This window comes from Acidimicrobiales bacterium (assembly GCA_036378675.1).
In the GTDB taxonomy this organism is placed as follows: Bacteria; Actinomycetota; Acidimicrobiia; order Acidimicrobiales; family Palsa-688; genus DASUWA01.
The window spans coordinates 106983-123505 of record DASUWA010000027.1; the positions used below are offsets into that span (position 1 = coordinate 106983).

Consider the following 16523-nt stretch of genomic DNA (forward strand, 5'->3'; position numbering starts at 1 on the left):
CTTTCGTTGCTTGATCAGTTGGCTGCGGTGGATAGGGCAACGCCGAGATAGGCGGATTCGAGACGGGATCTGTCTGCGCGCAGGTTCTCCGCCGAGTCCCTGAGCATCACTTCGCCGTGCACGAGCACGACGGCTTGGTCTGCAAGGTCGAGCGCCAGGCCAACGTGCTGTTCCACGAGGATCACGACCGCATCGAATTCGTCCGCGACACGGCGCACGACCGGCAAGAGGCTCTCGACAATCACTGGCGCCAGGCCCATGCTCATCTCGTCAAGGAGGAGGACCCGAGGCGCCTGCACCAGCGCACGGGCGATCGCGAGCATCTGTTGCTCGCCGCCCGATAGCTGTCCCGCGGTGAGCCGCCACCTCGCGCGGAGCGACGGGAAAAGTTCGACGACAGTGTCGATAGCTCGGCCGCGCCTGGCTGCAACCCGGAGGTTCTCCTTTACGGTAAGGCCTGCGAAGAGCGCTCGGTCGTCCGGAACGAGAACGATGCCCGCCCGGGATGCCGCATCGGGACGGCCGGATTTGATCGTCTCGCCGGCGACGACTACGGAGCCGGCACGGCTCGGCAGCAGCCCGGCGACGGTGGCAAGCAGCGTGGTCTTCCCGGCGCCGTTCGGGCCGAGGACGGCGAGGACCGTCCCTGCGTCGACCGAGAGGTCCGTCGGTTGGACGACGGTGACACGCCCGTACCCGGCGGCGAGGCCGCGTGTCTCGAGCAGCGGCGTGCTCATGCCGCGCCCGTCGGCTGAGCGGCATGGGTCTCTCCGAGGTACGCAGCCGCGACGTCGGCGTCCGCGCTGATCACATGCGGCGGTCCGCTGGCCACGAGCTTGCCGAAGACCAGGACGTGGACCTCGTCGCAGAGGCTCAGCACGAGATGCATGTCGTGGTCCACGAGCACGATGGTCGTGCCAGCGTCGCGGATCCCGCGCAGGCGCGTCCCCAGCCAGACGCTCTCGGAGCTGTCCAGCCCCGCGGCTGGCTCGTCGAGAAGGAGCACGTCCGGGTTCGATGCGAGCGCGCGGGCGATCGAGACCAGCTGGCGGCGCCCTTGCGACAACTCGCCTGCGGGGCAGTTGGCGACGTCGGCCAGATCGACGACGTTGAGCAACGAGGCGAGCTCGCGGTCGCCGCGCCGGGCCCGGCCCACGGCAACGTTTTCGGATACAGACAGATCGTCATACAGCTCGACGTGCTGGAAGGTTCGAGCAAGTCCGGACCGGACGCGTTCGTAAGGAGCGCGGCCGTCCAGAGCAGTTCCGCCCAACGCGATTGAGCCCAAGGCCGGCGCGAACCCGGTGATGGCGTCGAGCAGAGTCGTCTTGCCCGCGCCGTTCGGCCCGATGACGCCGACTATCGCCCCCGGGCGCACATCGAAGCTGACGTTGTCGACTGCGACCACGCCTCCGTAGTGCACCGAGACATTCCGCACCGACAGCGACGACGATTCGACGCTCGCTGCCTCCGGCCGGACGACCTTGAGCTGCGCACGGGATGCACTGATGGACGATCGCCGTGGAGCCCACCGGTCGAGCAGCGAGTGAACGGGACCCACGATCCCCTCCGGGTTGCGGATCACGGTGAACACGAGCAGCACGCTGGTCAAGGTCGTGTACCAGTTGCCCAGGGACAGCCAGCGCTGGATCGCCGTGTCGATGAGTCCGTTGCTCACCAGGAGTCCAGCGAGGACACCACCCGCGACCGAGGTGATCCCGGCTAGGTATGCGACAGCGAAGAGCGCGATCCCGACGAAGACCGTGAAGGAGTCGAAGGTGACGTTGCTCTGCTCGTAGGCCAGCAGGGCACCGCCGAGTCCGGCTACGAACGCGCTGATGCCGAACGCCAGGATCTTGACCCGCACGACATTGATGCCCGAACCTGCGGCGGATCTCTCATTTGCTCGCACGGCCAGCATTTCCGAGCCGAGGCTGCTGGTTCTGAGCTTGGCGACGCCGACGGCGACGACTACGAGGGTGCCCAGCACGATGAGGGAGAACGACAACCGTGGAAAGTCCGTCCCCACGTGGGCTCGGAGGTCCAGGCCGAGCAATGTGGGGCCGGCGATGTCTTTGCCGTTGGCCGGCACCAGGTCGGTGTTGTGGAACCACAACGCCTCGACCGCGACGGCGAGACTGAGCGTGACGACAGCGAGCGGCAGTCCGCGCACCCTCAGCGCCGGGAGCCCGACGATCACGCCAATTCCGGCGGCGGCGAGCGCCGCCATCAGGGGTGCGATCGGGAACGGAACATGCCAGCTGGTGGTGAGGGGGCCAAGCAGGAACCCGGCCACGCCTGCGAGGGTGAGCTGGGCGAGCGAAATCTGCCCGGCGTATCCCGTGACCACCACGAGCGAGAGCGAGATCACGCTGAAGACCAAGCTGGTAACCAGAGCGGCCCGCCACGAGCCATGGAGGGCGGCGAGAACGCCGGCGCCGGCGACGGCCCACATCACAGCGCTGAGGGTGATGCGGCGGGGCCGAGGCGCGCGTCCGAGCGAGCGCTGGATCAACGCTCCTCGGGCCGGCAGCGGCCGCGCCCGCACCACGAGAACCGCCAGGATCAACGCCAGCGGCACGAGCTCGGGAAGCCCGGAGGACGGGAGCCAGCTGTGCCGGCTGTGCAGGTAGGTGACCTCCGACTGCAGCATCCCGATCGCCAGCCCCGCACACACAGCTGGCAGCAGCCGCTGGAACCCACCAAGGATCGCGGCCGCCAGCGCCGGGACGATGAAGAGCGTGTACGACAAAGGGGCCAACGGGACGATCGGCGCAATCAAGATGCCGGAGATGCCCGCCACTACCGCGCTGATCATCCAGTTCACCGCGGCGAGCCGGTCGGGGTGGATCCCGCTCAGGTACGCCCCGCGCTCGTTGTCGGCCGCGGCCCTTGTCCGCAACCCGAACGGGGTGAAGCGATAGGCGGCCGCCAGAGCAGCGGCGAAAGCAAGGATCACCGCCGCAAACCACACCCGGTCGCTCGACAGGCGGACTCCTCCGACAGTCCAGATCCGTGTCGGCAGGATCGGGCCGACGGTGACCGGGTTGACGCCCACGCGCTGGGTCATGAGGCTCGTGAGAATCACCATCACGCCGATCGACGCCACTGCGCGCGCCATCGCCGGTGCAGTACGTAGGGGCCGAAAGATCAACACGTACAAGAGCAACCCGAGCAGTGCGGCCGCGCCTAGCGCCAACGTCGCGGCCGGCCAGAACCCGTGGACCCCGACGTCCACGGACTGAGGGAGCCCGGGCAGGAGCACGAGCAATTTGCCCTGCCTCAGAAACGCGTACGTGTACGCGGTAACTAGGGCGACGGCGCCGGTGGCGAAGTTGACCACGCCGCTGCTCCGGTAGGTCACGACGAGGGACAACGCGAGAGCCGCGAAAACGGCGCCGTTCGCTAGCCCGAGCAGCAGGAAAATGACGTATTGATCCACGGTCCCCCCCGGGCGCGGACGGGATCCCCCTCCGCGTCGAGCAAGTGCACGATGTCCGACTCGACGTCCCCCGGAAACACGGGGTTACCTTGGCATAAACCGATGAAATATGCAACGATTTTCTTGCCAATAGCGATGAATCATGAAACGATCTAGCTATGGCGCTGGCAGCTGATCCCCAGGCCGGCCGACTGACCGACGACGGCATCGAGAGGTTCCGCGAGAAGGTCGGTGTCGACTGGCCGTATACAAGGTGGACAACGTGGAACGAAGAGGCCACCCGCGACGGGATCCGGCATTACGCATACGGGTTCGGCGATGACAACCCCTTGTACTGCGACCCCGATCACGCCGTCGGTACGCGGTGGGGTGGCATCATCGCCCCCCCAGGGTTCCTCGAGGGGGCGGGTCTCACGCCGAGACTTCCGGACGCTCCCGAGTTGCGTGGTCGAGGGCGGGGGGCGCTTAGCGGGGTACACATGTTCTGGGCGGGCGACCACATACGCTTCTTCAACGCGGTCCACGAAGGTGACCGGATCTGGGTGCGGCGCTTTTACGTCAACATCACCGGAAAGCTGCATTCGAGCTTCGGCGGGCGGTCAGCCGTTTCTGTTCGGCGCCGCGTCTACTGGAATCAACGGGGCGAGTTGATTGCCATCTGGGACGCCGACTTCGTCCACACCGAACGCGACACGGCCGCCAAACGAGACACGCTCAAGGCCGCCAAGGAACAACACCTTTACACCGACGACGAACTACGGCTCGTCGACGAGCATTATGCGGCCGAGAGCGTCCGCGGCGCCGAACCTCGCTACGTCGAGGACGTGCGAATAGGGGACGAACTCGGCCAACGCTACCGTGGCCCGCTCGTCGTAGGCGACGTCATCGCCTGGCTCATGGGAAACGGTCGCCACGAGATCTTTCCTTACCGGCTCAACTGGAAGAACCGCCAGCGCATGGGTGGCTTCTACGCCCGCAACGAGTTCGGCGCATGGGATTCGGCCATGCGGGTCCACTGGGACGACGGTTTTGCCCAGTCTGTCGGCGCGCCACGAGCCTACGACTACGGCATGCTGCGCAACGCGTGGCTGATGCAGGCCGTGACCGACTGGATGGGCGACGACGCTCTCCTCGTGAGTGTCGACGACCGCATCAAGGGTTTCAACACCATCGGAGACCTCACCCGCCTGACAGCGTCGGTAACGGACATCTACCACGACGGCGCTTGGCCCGAGGTGACCGTTACCGTCACCTGCACTAACCAGCGCGACGAGACGACAGCGACCGGCTCGTTGCGCGTCCGCCTGCCGTCACGATCCGGCGGCCTCCCGACGTTCCCCGACCCGCCCGATGATCACGGCGTACTCGAGGGAATGCTCGTCCCCGAGGACGGACCGTGGGCACGCTGACCCTTCCCCGCACCGACACGTTCGTCGGCGGGGACTGGAGCGCGACGACCGGCGACGGCGAGGACGAGGTCGTGAACCCCGCGACCGAGGCGCTCCTCGCCAGCGTGCCCCGCGGCGGTGTCGCGGATGGCAACGCGGCGATTGCTGCCGCGCGTCGGGCTTTCGATGAAGGGCCCTGGCCCGCAATGTCCGGTACGGAACGAGCCTTCCACCTCCGCCGCCTGCGGGACGAGCTCGCGGCCCGTTCCATACAGCTGACCGATCTTGTGATTTCGGAGGTCGGCTCGACGCACGCCGTGGCCGTAAGCCACCAGGTGTGTCTGCCCATTGAGCAGCTTGACTTCTGGGCCACAGCGGCGGCGAAGCCGGATCTCATACCGCACGAGCCCCGGGTGACCCGCCGGAGCGGTGGTGGCAGCTGGCTCGGAAGCTGGGTCGTGCGGCGCGAGCCAATCGGGGTCGCCGCCGCAATCGTTGCCTACAACTTCCCGTTCCTGCTGGCCGTGATGAAGATCGGGCCGGCGCTGGCCGCCGGCAACACGCTTGTCCTCAAGCCTTCTCCGTACACGCCTCTCACTGCTTTCGTGATCGCCGAAGCGGTGGCCGCGGCAGGTCTTCCGCCCGGCGTCGTCAACGTGCTTACGGGCGACTCCGAGGTCGGTCACCAGTTGACCACGAGCCCCCACGTGGACCTGGTGACCTTCACGGGATCGGACGCCGTCGGGGCTGCTATCGCGGCCCAGGCGGCGCCGACCTTGAAGCGCGTGCTGCTGGAACTAGGCGGGAAGTCGGCCATGATCGTCCGTGCCGACGCAGATCTCGACCAGGCGGCACAACTCGGACTCCAGAGTTTCACGTTCAACGCTGGCCAGGGGTGTGCGCTCACAACGCGGCATCTCGTCCACCGTTCCGTCATAGACGATTACCATCGCCGCCTAGCCGCTCTGTCCCAAGAGGTACGGGTGGGCGACCCGGCGGACCCCGGTACCCAGATGGGCCCGCTCATCCGGCCGGCTGCTGTCGAGCGCACGGCCCGGTACGTCCATCAGGCCCTCGATGCTGGAGCCTCGCTCCTCGCCGGCGGCAAGCCACCTAACGAGCCGTCCAAGGGCTACTTCTTCGAACCGACAGTGCTCGCGGACGTCGACAACGCCTGGCCCGTGGCCCAGGACGAGATCTTCGGTCCGGTCGCGGTGACCATCGCGTTCGACGACGACGACCACGCCGTCCGGATCGCGAACGACTCGCGGTACGGCCTCGACGCCGCGGTGGTGTCACGCGATACCGGCGCCGCCTTTGAACTCGCGTGCCGCTTGCGCGCCGGGGGGGTGTCGATAAACGGCGGCGCCGGTTGGACTAATCCCGGAGTGCCTTTCGGCGGCTACAAGCGATCGGGGATCGGGCGGGAGAACGGCGACGAGGGACTCGAGCATTACACCGAACTCAAGACCATCAAGTACCACGCCGGATGACCGCTGAGCACCGCGCGAGCGGATCGCTCGCCAACCTGCTCGCGTGGCGGGCAACCGAACGCCCGGACTTCCCGTTCTTGTACGTCGAACAGCTCGGACCCTGGACGGCTGGGGGACTCGCCGACGCTGCTTCCGAGCTCAGCACCACGCTTGACCGCCACGGCGTCGGCAGTGGGGACCGGGTATTGATCCGTCTCGGCAACGACGAGCGGTTTCTCCCTGCGCTGACAGCCGTGTGGCTGCTCGGCGCGTCAGCCATCGCGATGCACCCTGCCGCCTCCGCCGGCGACGCCAAACGGACAGTCCAGGCAATGGACGCTCGCGCCGTCGTCGGTGATCCCTACGACCCCTCGAGTTCGCAGGCGGGTGCCCCGTTCGTTGGGGTCTCAAAAGTGCCGCAGCACAGCGAGCCGGGACCTCTCTCCGTTCCAGACGCGGCGGACCACGAGGAAGCTCTCGTTCTCTTGACTTCGGGCTCGACGGGAGCGCCCAAAGGCGTCGTGCTTACCCACGGGAACGCCTGGTCGAACCTTGCTGCCACTGTGTCCGCCTTCCGACGCGAGACCCGCATCACACGGATCCCCGACGACCCCAAGCCGCCGAACCTCATCGCCAACCCCGTGTCGCACACCGCTGGCGTCGTACGGTTGCTGTTCGCCCTCTACGTGGGACGCAGCGTCGTACTGCTGCGCAAGTTTGACGCCATCGCGGCAAAGGCTGCGATTGACGCGCACGGCATTGACAACCTCACGATTAATCCGACCATGATGCGCATGCTGCTCGAGGGCCTGCCACCCGACGCTGACCTCGGTCCGGTCCGCTACGCGTCCTCCGGGACAGCGCCGCTGCCGCAGGCGCTGCGCGAGGCGTTTGAGGCCCGATTCCAGATCCCGGTGCTCCAGGCCTACGGGCAGACGGAGGCGTTCGGAGGGATTGCGATCGAGAACGTCAAGGAGGTGCTTGCGGGCCGCCGTCGTCCTGGCTCGGTTGGTCGGCCGCTCCCGGGTGTCGAACTGCGGATCGTCGCCGATGGGCGCGATGCGCCACCCGGCGAACAGGGAGAGATCCAGGTCCGGACCAAGTCGGCGTCCCGGAGCTACGTCGGGGATACCGGCGACGACTCCCCTACAGGCGACGACGGCTGGCTCCGCACAGGTGACCTCGGCTACGTCGACGAGGACGGCTACCTCTACGTCACAGGCCGGATCAAGAACGTGATCATCTGCGGGGGATTCAACGTGGTCCCCGAGGAACTGCAGTCGGCTTTGATGTCTCACCCGGCCGTTCGAGAGGCGGCCGTCCTCGGAGTACCCGACGACCGTCTCGGCGAGGTACCGGTCGCAGTCATCGAGTCGGACGTCACCGGGGACGAGATCCTCGCGAGCGTCGCCTCAATGTTGGCGCCCTACAAGCGGCCTCGCTGGGTCGTCGTCGTCGGCACGCTTCCACGCGTGCCGAACGGCAAGGTGGACCTGCGGGCCTGCGCGGCCCTCCTGACCAAGCCCTGTTGAGCAGTGGACTTGGGTGTCCGCGACCGCGGGTTCCTCGTTGTCGGCGGCACCGCCGGAATCGGGCGAGAGGTCGCGCGGTTGCTCGTCGAGGAGGGCGCACGGGTCGCTATCACGGGGCGCGACGTCGGCCGCGCTCACGATGTCGCCGCGGCGATCGGTGCGGTGGCCGTTCCCGGAGACGCTGCCACCGACGAATCGACCTGTGAAGCCATCGTCAACGCCGCTGAACTCGCCGTTAGCGGGCTATCGGGTGTCGCGATCACGGCCGGGAGCAATCGCAGCGCCCATTCCTCCCTCGACGAGGCCAACGACGAGATCTGGCTGGAGACGTTTCAGCACCAACTCATGGCGACCGTCCGCATCGTCCGCGCCGCGCTCCCCTATCTGGTCACCAACGGCGGAGGCTCCATCGTGACCACGGCGGCGTACTCCATTCGTGCTCCGCACGCCAACCGGGTGCCGTACGCCACCTGCAAGAGCGCAGTTGCCACCTTCACCAAGGACGTCGCCAAAGCGTACGGTCCGGCCGGCATCCGCGCCAACTGTGTCTGCCCCGGGATCATCGAGACAGGCCAGCTCGCTGCCCGCCGTGTGAGTCTGGCTGCCAGCCGCGGCGTACCCGAGGCGGGACTGCTCGAGTCCATGCTGAGCAGCGAGTGGCACATGGACGTGGCGTTGGGCCGACTCGGTCGCCCCGACGAGGTGGGTGACCTCATCGCATTCCTGCTGTCGGAGCGCGCCGGCTATCTCAACGGTGCGCTCATCAACATCGACGGGGGGACGGACTTCTGATGCTGCTCGATGCCAGGCTGCCGAAGGGCATCTCCGACACGAAGGCACGGGCCGCGGCCAGGGAGGTGGACGGATACGACGGTCTGTGGGTCAGCGAGACGGGCTATGACCCCTTCCTCCAGGCCCTCCAGGCCATCGAGGCGACCACCTGGCCCACAATCGGAACCGCGATCGCGGTTGCTTTCGCCCGATCACCTCTCACGGTGGCGCACAGCGCCTACGACCTCGCACGATACGCCGAGGGCCGGTTCGTGCTCGGTCTCGGCACCCAGGTTAAGCCGCACGTCGAGCGCAGGTTCGGTATGCCGTGGTCCAGCCCGGCTGCCCGCATGCGCGAGTACGTTCTTGCGCTGCAGGCCATCTGGAGGGCGTGGAACGGCGACACTGCCCTGAAGTTCGAAGGAGAGTTCTACAAACACACGTTGATGACCCCGGCCTTCTCGCCCAGAACGCATCCGTACGGAGCGCCTCGGGTGTACCTCGCCGGGGTCGGCGAGCGCATGACCGAGGTCGCCGGCGAGGTCGCGGACGGTTTCTTCATACATCCGTTCACCTCCAGGGCGTACTTCGACAATGTGACCCGGCCTGCGTTGATGCGCGGGCGTAAGGCGGCCGGGGTGGCTGACCTCGACGACTTCACCATCGCGGGAGCTACGTTCGTGGTCACGGGGCGCGACGAATACGAACTGGCCCGCGCCGTCCAGGGCACGAAGGACCAGATCGCCTTCTACGCATCGACACCCTCCTACCGCGGCGTCCTCGAGCTGCACGGCCGGAGCGAGCTCGGGCCGGAATTGACCCGCCGCACGAAGCAGGGCCGCTGGGGCGACCTGGCCGAGCTCATCGACGACGAGCTTCTGAGAGAGCTAGCAATAGTCGGCGAGCCTGCAGCCGTCGGCGCGGATGTCGCTGCCCGCTGGGGCGACGTCTACGACCGCCTGAGTCTGTACACCAACTACCGGATCGGCCACGACGTTGCAATACAGGTGGTCGCGGCGATTAGAGCAGCGACGTGACGGCTCGTCAGGGCAGCGAACGGGGTCCCTTCCGGCGGTCGGCCCTCCACTCGTCAACTGCCGGGCTTATCGAGTGAGCAACAGGCACCCGGCAAAGGGGCCGCCCCCGGCGGATACGACGGCGACCTCTGGGCGCTGACGCACCTGCCGCGGCCCGCCGTGACCCCGGAGCTGCACGACGGCCTCGTGGAGCATTCCGTAGCCGTGGAGACGACCGCCTGAGAGCTGTCCGCCCTGCGTGTTCAACGGCAGCTTTCCGTCTAGGGCGATCGCCTCACCGCCCTCGACGAACCGACCGCCATCCCCGAAGTCGCAGAATCCAAGCGCCTCCAGCCATGCCAGAGCCAGGACGCTGAATCCGTCGTACAACTCGGCGACGTCTACGTCCCCAGGACCCAAGGCGGTCCGGCGCCACATGGTCTCTGCCGCGGCAGTAGCGGCCATACCAGTAAGCCCGTCGATCTGATCCCACGAGAATGGACCGGTTAATCCGCACCCCACCGCTTCGAGATACACGGGATCGTGGGGTCGATCGGAAGAGCGATCGCGGGCGGAGACGATGACAGCGGTTGACCCGTCGATGGGGACGTCACAGTCGTACAGACACAACGGCGTCGAGATCATCCGTGAGGCAAGGTAGTCCTCGATGCTCAAGGGCTCCCGGAAGACCGCCGCGGGATTCAACATGGCGTTTGCCCGCGCGTTGCGCGCTATGGCACCGAGCTGCTCGCGGGTCGTGCCGTAATCGTCAAAATGCCGCTGCGCGTACAGGGCGATCCAGTTTGCCGCCGATGGCGCACCGAAAGGTGCCAGCCACCTTCGCCAGTCGCTGACTGCAAACTGGCTACCAACCACCTCGCCACGACCGCCCGAACGTTGTGCGCTCGCCTCGCACACGGTACGAAAGCACAGCACATGTGTCGCCAGCCCGCACGCCACTGCCATGCACGCATCGATGAACGGGCCGAGTTGGCCCGAGGTCTGAGGGCTTCCCTGAAACCACCGGAGCCGGAGGTCGAGCGCGTCTCGCAACTCCCACACGCCGCAGCCGGCAAGGCCTGGGTCGACGGCCTCACCGGGGAAGGTGGCAAGACCATCGAGTTCGGAGACGGCCAAGCCCGCGTCGTTGATGGATGCGAGGGCCGCCTCCACCGTGAGGGACAGACCGCTTCGCCCTAGACGTCTGCCGATAGCTGACTGGCCTATGCCGGTGACCGCAACAGCCTCTTCAAAGCGTTTCACGGTCGCGAGACCTTGGGTCGGAACACTGGGAGCCAGAGATCGTCCGCCAGCAGTTCGAAAGCCACGTCCACGACCATCCCCGAGCGCACCACCTCGGGTTCACAACCGACGACGTTCGTGAGCATCCGCAGTCCCGGTTGCTCCGCGAGTTCCACGATGGCGACCACGTATGGAGGAGGAAGAGACGCGAACCACTGCTGATGGTTGACAGTCACTGCCCACACGGTCGCTCGCCCGCTGACCGGCCGCGGCGCGACCTCCAGTGAGTGGCAGGCGGGGCATACCGGCCCCGGGGGGTGGAACCATCTGCCGCAAGTGGCACAACGGTAGATCAGCAGAACGCCGTCGGCGCCCCCGGTCCAGAAGGCTCGCTCCTCATCGGTCGGTACGGGAAACGGTCGGATCACCGCCCGGTCGTCCGAGCTCGGGTTTCGCGACGCCGCCCGACAGAGGTGCGTGCTCGCTTGTCTCTCGGAGGCTCCGCCAATCGCGGTCACACGCGTACGGTGATGCCACCGTCCACAACGAAGGTCTGGGCGGTCACCCAGGAGGCTGAGTCTGAGCAGAGGAACAGCAATGTCCCGACCAGATCGTCAACAGTGCCGACCCGCTTTATGCTCGCTGTGGCCACCAGCGCGTCGATGCGGTCCTTCGGAACCGTCACGGCAGTCGCCTCGGTGCTGATCGGACCCGGCGCGATGGCGTTGACCGTGATGCCATCGGAGCCCAGTTCCCTCGCGAATCCCCTCGTCAGGGAGTGCAGCGCCAGCTTGGCGGTCCCGTAGGCGCCGCCGTTGCCGTATGCCGCGGTGGAGGACTGCATAACTACGCGTCCCCAACCGGCATCGATCAGCATGGGCGCGAGGGCCTGAGTCACCAGCAGTGGGCCGTCGAGGTTCACCGAGAAGACCTTGCGCCAGTAGTTGATATCGACCGTGAGCTGTGGGTCGAACCGCATCGAATGGTAGATCGCGGCGTTGTTCACCACGATGTGGCACGCACCGAACCGAGCCCGAACGGCTTCGGCGAGACTGAGTGTGCTGTCACGGCTGCTTACGTCGACCGGCGCCGCGTGCGACATGCCACCATCGTCTGCGATCTCGTCGGCAACCTGCTTGGCGGCCGGCTCGTTGATGTCGGCCACGACAACCGAGGCGCCGCAGCGCGCGAGCGCTCGCACATATGCCTCGCCGATGCCCTGGCCTGCTCCGGTTACGACCGCGACTCGGCCGGTGAGGTCGGGCATGGTCGTATCCGGCCCGGAACGAGGGGTGGTCATGTTCGGCCAACTAGCTGGAATTGGCCGATGATTTCGAGCTCGTGTCCGAGACGATGATCGAATGCTTCTTCGATCTGAGGCCGCAGTGGCGAGTCGTTAGGTGTGTGCTCGTAGGCGGATGAGAGGATCTCGCTCGCCAGGCCGTAGCGTCGGGCGACGTCGTCGTAGTGCAGGGATTCTTGATTCTGAGCCTCGGCTTCGGCGAGCGCGGTAGCAACGGCACTGGCTTCCGGGTGCGCTGCCACTATGTCCCGGCCGAGCCGGCGGAGCATCTTGGTCTCCTCCACCATCCAGGCGATCTCGTGTTGAGCGCGTACGGCCAGCGTTGAGAGGATGTGATCGATCATCTGCAAGCTGGTCTGCAGTTGAGGGTCTGTGACGGCGGGAGTGACGTGTTCGGAAAGCTCCTTGCGGACCACTTCGATCAGGCGGGCAGTCGTCGGCTGGGTGATCACGACACGACCTCCATCCCCGACTCGATGCCGGTCATTGCTGCTTCCAGACCGCGGACGCTGTCCCGCCACAGCCGATGGCTAAACGGCATCGCCGAAACCAGATAGGCCGACGTCACGAGATGGTTGGAACCAGCGGCCAGGGCAGCCATCCCTTCAAGCAGGCCACCGAAGGCTTTGAATCCGGCAGCGACCGCGAACCACGCGACGGTTGCCGGGTTCACGATCTCGTCGCCAAGACCGGTCACCTCGCAGTAGCGATGACAGAAACCAACAGGGTCCAAGGCGATCGGATCGGGCGGAGAGAACGCCGCTACCGCCTGGACCCAACCCAAATCGATACGCGGGTCGCCAATATGGGCGTACTCCCAGTCGATCACGCGCATCCCGCCCGCCGCGTCGAGCATCACGTTCGCGGTCTGGAACTCGCCGTGCACCAGAGTCAGAGGCGCGGGTACTGGCCGGTGGGAATCCAACCAAGCCGCCACCCACCTGATGAAGGGGTTGTGCTCAGGGTAGGCAGCCTCCAGACCCCGCCAGCTCTCGACAAACGAATCGATGTAGGCGTCCCACGACGCCGGCCGGTTCATCGACGCCGGCGCAGCACCCCCCTCGACATGCACCACGGCAATCGTCTCAGCCAACTTGAGGGCAAGGCTTCGCTGCTCATCCTCGCCCACCCCGCGAAGCTGGCTGAGCAACTGCGGGCCATCTACGTAATCACTAATCAGCGCCGGAGCACCCAAAACCGCGCCCGACAGGTCCGACCAGCGCAGGGCGGGAATCGGAACCGTGCCCGCTCTTGTCAGCGCAGCCAGCAGCTCGCCCTCCGCCACACGATCGGTACGTGAGAGAGCCGCATCCCCCGGCGGGTCGATTCGGAGGACATAGCGCTGCGACCCTCCGGCCATCGTCGCCGTGAACGCTACGGTCACCAGGCTGTAACCGCCTGTGAGCACCGACAAGTCCTCAACCCGCACCGGCCCAGGTTCACGGGAAGAAAGAAGCGCCTCCAACCGGCGCCCCAGGTCATCCAGGTCAACCATCCCTCCCCCCTTTGGGCGATAGTCTCTATCAAGTCGTTATACTATTCATCGATTCAGGCGCTGGCAAGCAACCCCTCCCACGCGCACGGAAACAACCGTGCCAGAGCCGTGCGAGTCATCCAAGCGAGACGCACACGTTCTTGAGTCGCACGAACTCGTGCACTCCCCACCGGCCGCCCTCGACACCATGCCCGCTGCCCCGCCACCCTCCAAATGGGGCGGCAGGAGGGAGCGCCGCCATACCGTTCACCGATACATAGCCGGCGTCAAGCGCAGCCGCCACCCGGTGGGCTCGCCGCAGGTCGTTCGTCCACACGTAGCCAGCCAGGCCGTACTTCGTGCCGTTCGCTATCGCCAACGCCTCGTCCTCATCGTCGAAAGGCATCACCGCCAGCACCGGGCCGAAGATCTCCTCCTGTGCCAGCGGACTAGCCGGGTCCACATCGCCGAAGACCGTGGGCTGCACGAAGGCGCCCGCCGCAAGCGCCCCGCCCGCGCGTTGGCCGCCGGTGAGCAGCACCCCGTCGCCGCGGTGGCGGGCGTCCTCCACTACTGAAAGGACGCGTTCGCAGGCCGCCTCGCCCGCGAGGGGGCCCATCGTCGTCGATGGTTCGAAGGGGTCGCCGAGCCGCGCCTTCTCTGCAGTGGCGACGACCGCAGCGACCACCTCGTCGTGAATGGCGCGGTCGACCAGCAGCCGCGTCGGCAAGAAGCAACCCTGCCCGCTGTTCTGGATCGTGCCGAGTAAAGCCCCGAGCTTTCCGACGACGGTCGGCTCAGTGTCGGCGAAGACAATCGACGCCGACTTGCCACCAAGTTCAAGTACAACCGGGGTGTGGTTCTCCGCGGCGGCACGGGCAACCGCGCGGGCTGCAGAACTACCTCCGGTAAAGCTGATCTTGTCGACACCGGGGTGCGCGCACAAGGCATGACCTGCCCCAGGACCGCCCGGCATGACATTGATGACCCCCGGTGGGACAACTTCCTCACAAATACGTGCGAACCTCAGAGCGGAGAACGGAGCCAGCTCCGAGGGCTTGACCACGACCGCGTTTCCAGCGGCTATGGCCGGTGCCACCTTCAAGGCAATCGAGACGACCGGGCCGTTCCAGGGCGTTATTGCGGCGACCACCCCGTACGGGTTCGCAACCACGTAGTCGAGCACCGCGCCCCCGGCAGGGACCACGGTCCCGTCGAGCTTGTCAGCCCACCCCGCGAAGTACCGGAACCACTCCGCCGCGAGAGCGACACCGGCACGCGTCGCCCGTATCGGTTGCCCCATCTCCAGCGTCTGCAAGGCCGCCAGGTCTCCGGCGGCTGCGACGATCGCGTCGGCCAGCGACGAAAGGAGCAAGCGACGCCGCACTGGATCGGCCAGCTCACCGCGCTGGAGCGCGTCGCGCGCGGCTTTTACTGCGAAATCAACTTCGACACTGCCAGCCAATTGGTGCTTGCCGACAACCTCCCCCGTTGCCGGATCGTGGTGGGTTCTCTCGCCACCCGTCGAGCCCTCGAGCCACAATCCGTCAACGAAGAGCCGGCCGTCCGGGACCTGCCGAAGCGCGTCATCGCGCGTGATCGTCACGGGCCGTAGGTCGCCCCGTTGGCAAGCACCCGGGCGCCCATCAGAAGACCAGATTCAAGTGGTCCGGCCCGGCCACGCCGCCGCCGTGGAACTGAACGGCAGCCCCGTCCTCGAGCCGGTAATCCGGGATTCGGCGATGCCACTCCTCCATGGCGATAGTCATTTCCAGGCGCGCCAGATGGGATCCGAGGCAGCGGTGTGGCCCGGCGGCGAACGCCAGGTGCCGGTTCGGCGTCCGGCGGAAATCGATGATGTCGGAGTGGGGGAACTGCCGGGGATCGCGACCGGCGGCAGCCGTGGGAAGCATGATCCGTTCCCCTGCCTTCATCGAGACGCCGGCGAACTCGATATCGCGCGTGATGTACCTGCCGTCGGCCACGAACGAGTGATAGCGAAGCAATTCCTCGATCGCTGACGGGATCAGTCCCGGCTCTGTCACAACCTGGCGGCGGTGATCCGGATTGCTGGCAAGGAACGCCCAGCAGAATCCCAACGCCGACGTGACAGTATCGAGCCCCGCCATGAACAGCAGAACGGCGAACGCAAGGACGTCTTCTTCGGGGAGCTGTGCACCATCCAGCTCGGCGGCGAGCAGCGTGCTGATGAGGTCGTCGCCGGGTTTGTTCCTCCGCTTGGCGATGTGCTGCCGTAGGTACGACGTGAGTTGGGTGCTGGCCAGGTCCTTCGCTGCCTTGCCGTCTGCGTCATCCTGGACGTGAAGAATCGTGTCATTCCAGTCAAGGAATCGCTTCGTGTCATCGGGCGGTAGTCCCATGAAGCGGAGAAAGATGCTCGTCGGGAGCGGTCTGGCGAAATCCTCGATTAAGTCGCACCTCCCTTCGCCGCACACTTCCCCGATGAGTGATCGGCACAAGGACCGAATGTCGCCCTCCCAAGCCCGAACGTTCGCCGGGCCGAACGGGCGGTTGAGCAGATGGCGGTACTTCGTGTGCTCGGGCGGATCCAGGGTGATCGGCAGCATTCGCACCTCGCGACCGGGGATCGCCTGCATGCGGCTGGAGAACAGGTCGCTTCGCTGGAAGGCCTCGTGGATGTCCTCGTATCGGGTCAGGCACCAGAACCCACCGTGGAAGGGACTCCAGAACACCCGACGGCGGTCGCGCAACTCGTCCCAGAACCCGACCGGGTTTCGGAGGAAGGCTTCTGAGTTGTAGTGCTCCAGCGGATACGTCAGATCCCTTGGGACGTGGGAAGGCCGGGTGGTCACAGCCATACCTGCCGACGACTTGTACGACACCGACGGTCCCTCCTTTTTC

Annotated in this window: 14 protein-coding genes; 5 read left to right on the forward strand and 9 right to left on the reverse strand. The window is 66.4% G+C overall.

The genetic code is table 11. The features are described from left to right. Positions 1 to 14: 14 nt before the first annotated feature. Positions 15 to 737, reverse strand: coding sequence for an ABC transporter ATP-binding protein (locus tag VFZ97_10400; protein ID HEX6393845.1), 723 nt, complete (start codon positions 735 to 737; stop codon positions 15 to 17). Beyond that, the gene (locus tag VFZ97_10405) at positions 734 to 3442 is read right to left on the reverse strand and encodes a branched-chain amino acid ABC transporter permease/ATP-binding protein (protein HEX6393846.1); all 2709 of its coding nucleotides are present in this window, start codon (positions 3440 to 3442) and stop codon (positions 734 to 736) included. The genes VFZ97_10400 and VFZ97_10405 overlap by 4 nt, the downstream gene beginning before the upstream one ends. A gap of 158 nt (positions 3443 to 3600) precedes the next feature. Here VFZ97_10405 and VFZ97_10410 point away from each other — a divergent pair, with 158 nt between their 5' ends. From VFZ97_10410 to VFZ97_10430, 5 genes are read left to right on the forward strand one after another with little or no spacing between them, the layout of a single operon-like run. Continuing rightward, positions 3601 to 4851 carry a MaoC family dehydratase N-terminal domain-containing protein gene (locus VFZ97_10410; protein HEX6393847.1) on the forward strand — a complete coding sequence of 417 codons (1251 nt, stop codon included), beginning with the start codon at positions 3601 to 3603 and terminating at the stop codon, positions 4849 to 4851. Beyond that, positions 4839 to 6323, forward strand: coding sequence for an aldehyde dehydrogenase family protein (locus VFZ97_10415; protein ID HEX6393848.1), 1485 nt, complete (start codon positions 4839 to 4841; stop codon positions 6321 to 6323). The genes VFZ97_10410 and VFZ97_10415 overlap by 13 nt, the downstream gene beginning before the upstream one ends. Next, complete coding sequence (locus VFZ97_10420; protein ID HEX6393849.1) at positions 6320 to 7834, forward strand: class I adenylate-forming enzyme family protein; 1515 nt, start codon at positions 6320 to 6322, stop codon at positions 7832 to 7834. The genes VFZ97_10415 and VFZ97_10420 overlap by 4 nt, the downstream gene beginning before the upstream one ends. A 9-nt stretch (positions 7835 to 7843) precedes the next feature. After that, entirely contained in the window at positions 7844 to 8626 is a 783-nt protein-coding gene (locus tag VFZ97_10425; GenBank protein HEX6393850.1) for an SDR family oxidoreductase, read from the forward strand. Beyond that, positions 8626 to 9642, forward strand: a complete 1017-nt coding sequence (locus VFZ97_10430; protein ID HEX6393851.1) for a TIGR03617 family F420-dependent LLM class oxidoreductase — start codon at positions 8626 to 8628, stop codon at positions 9640 to 9642. The genes VFZ97_10425 and VFZ97_10430 overlap by 1 nt, the downstream gene beginning before the upstream one ends. 66 nt (positions 9643 to 9708) lie before the next feature. Here VFZ97_10430 and VFZ97_10435 read toward each other — a convergent pair whose 3' ends face one another. From VFZ97_10435 to VFZ97_10465, 7 genes are all read right to left on the reverse strand, one after another. Beyond that, a complete protein-coding gene (locus VFZ97_10435) occupies positions 9709 to 10884 on the reverse strand; it encodes a thiolase family protein (protein HEX6393852.1) in 1176 nt (391 codons plus the stop codon). Further along, complete coding sequence (locus VFZ97_10440; protein HEX6393853.1) at positions 10881 to 11381, reverse strand: OB-fold domain-containing protein; 501 nt, start codon at positions 11379 to 11381, stop codon at positions 10881 to 10883. The genes VFZ97_10435 and VFZ97_10440 overlap by 4 nt, the downstream gene beginning before the upstream one ends. Next, on the reverse strand, positions 11378 to 12163 hold the full coding sequence (locus VFZ97_10445; protein ID HEX6393854.1) for an SDR family oxidoreductase: 786 nt from the start codon (positions 12161 to 12163) through the stop codon (positions 11378 to 11380). Before VFZ97_10445 ends, VFZ97_10440 begins: the two co-directional genes overlap by 4 nt. Continuing rightward, a complete protein-coding gene (locus VFZ97_10450) occupies positions 12160 to 12618 on the reverse strand; it encodes a hypothetical protein (GenBank protein HEX6393855.1) in 459 nt (152 codons plus the stop codon). The genes VFZ97_10445 and VFZ97_10450 overlap by 4 nt, the downstream gene beginning before the upstream one ends. Further along, positions 12615 to 13661, reverse strand: a complete 1047-nt coding sequence (locus VFZ97_10455) for a phosphotransferase family protein (GenBank protein ID HEX6393856.1) — start codon at positions 13659 to 13661, stop codon at positions 12615 to 12617. Before VFZ97_10455 ends, VFZ97_10450 begins: the two co-directional genes overlap by 4 nt. Before the next feature lie 115 nt (positions 13662 to 13776). Beyond that, on the reverse strand, positions 13777 to 15246 hold the full coding sequence (locus tag VFZ97_10460; protein HEX6393857.1) for an aldehyde dehydrogenase family protein: 1470 nt from the start codon (positions 15244 to 15246) through the stop codon (positions 13777 to 13779). A 40-nt stretch (positions 15247 to 15286) separates the two neighbouring features. After that, entirely contained in the window at positions 15287 to 16504 is a 1218-nt protein-coding gene (locus tag VFZ97_10465; protein HEX6393858.1) for a cytochrome P450, read from the reverse strand. Between the last annotated feature and the right edge of the window lie 19 nt (positions 16505 to 16523).

Excerpts from the sequence above, each read along its gene's own strand:
- VFZ97_10400 (HEX6393845.1), bottom strand. The coding sequence starts at position 737 with ATGAGCACGCCGCTGCTCGAGACACGCGGCCTCGCCGCCGGGTACGGG.
- VFZ97_10410 (HEX6393847.1), top strand. The coding sequence starts at position 3,601 with ATGGCGCTGGCAGCTGATCCCCAGGCCGGCCGACTGACCGACGACGGC.
- VFZ97_10420 (HEX6393849.1), top strand. The coding sequence starts at position 6,320 with ATGACCGCTGAGCACCGCGCGAGCGGATCGCTCGCCAACCTGCTCGCG.
- VFZ97_10455 (HEX6393856.1), bottom strand. The coding sequence starts at position 13,661 with ATGGTTGACCTGGATGACCTGGGGCGCCGGTTGGAGGCGCTTCTTTCT.
- VFZ97_10430 (HEX6393851.1), top strand. The coding sequence starts at position 8,626 with ATGCTGCTCGATGCCAGGCTGCCGAAGGGCATCTCCGACACGAAGGCA.
- VFZ97_10445 (HEX6393854.1), bottom strand. The coding sequence starts at position 12,163 with ATGACCACCCCTCGTTCCGGGCCGGATACGACCATGCCCGACCTCACC.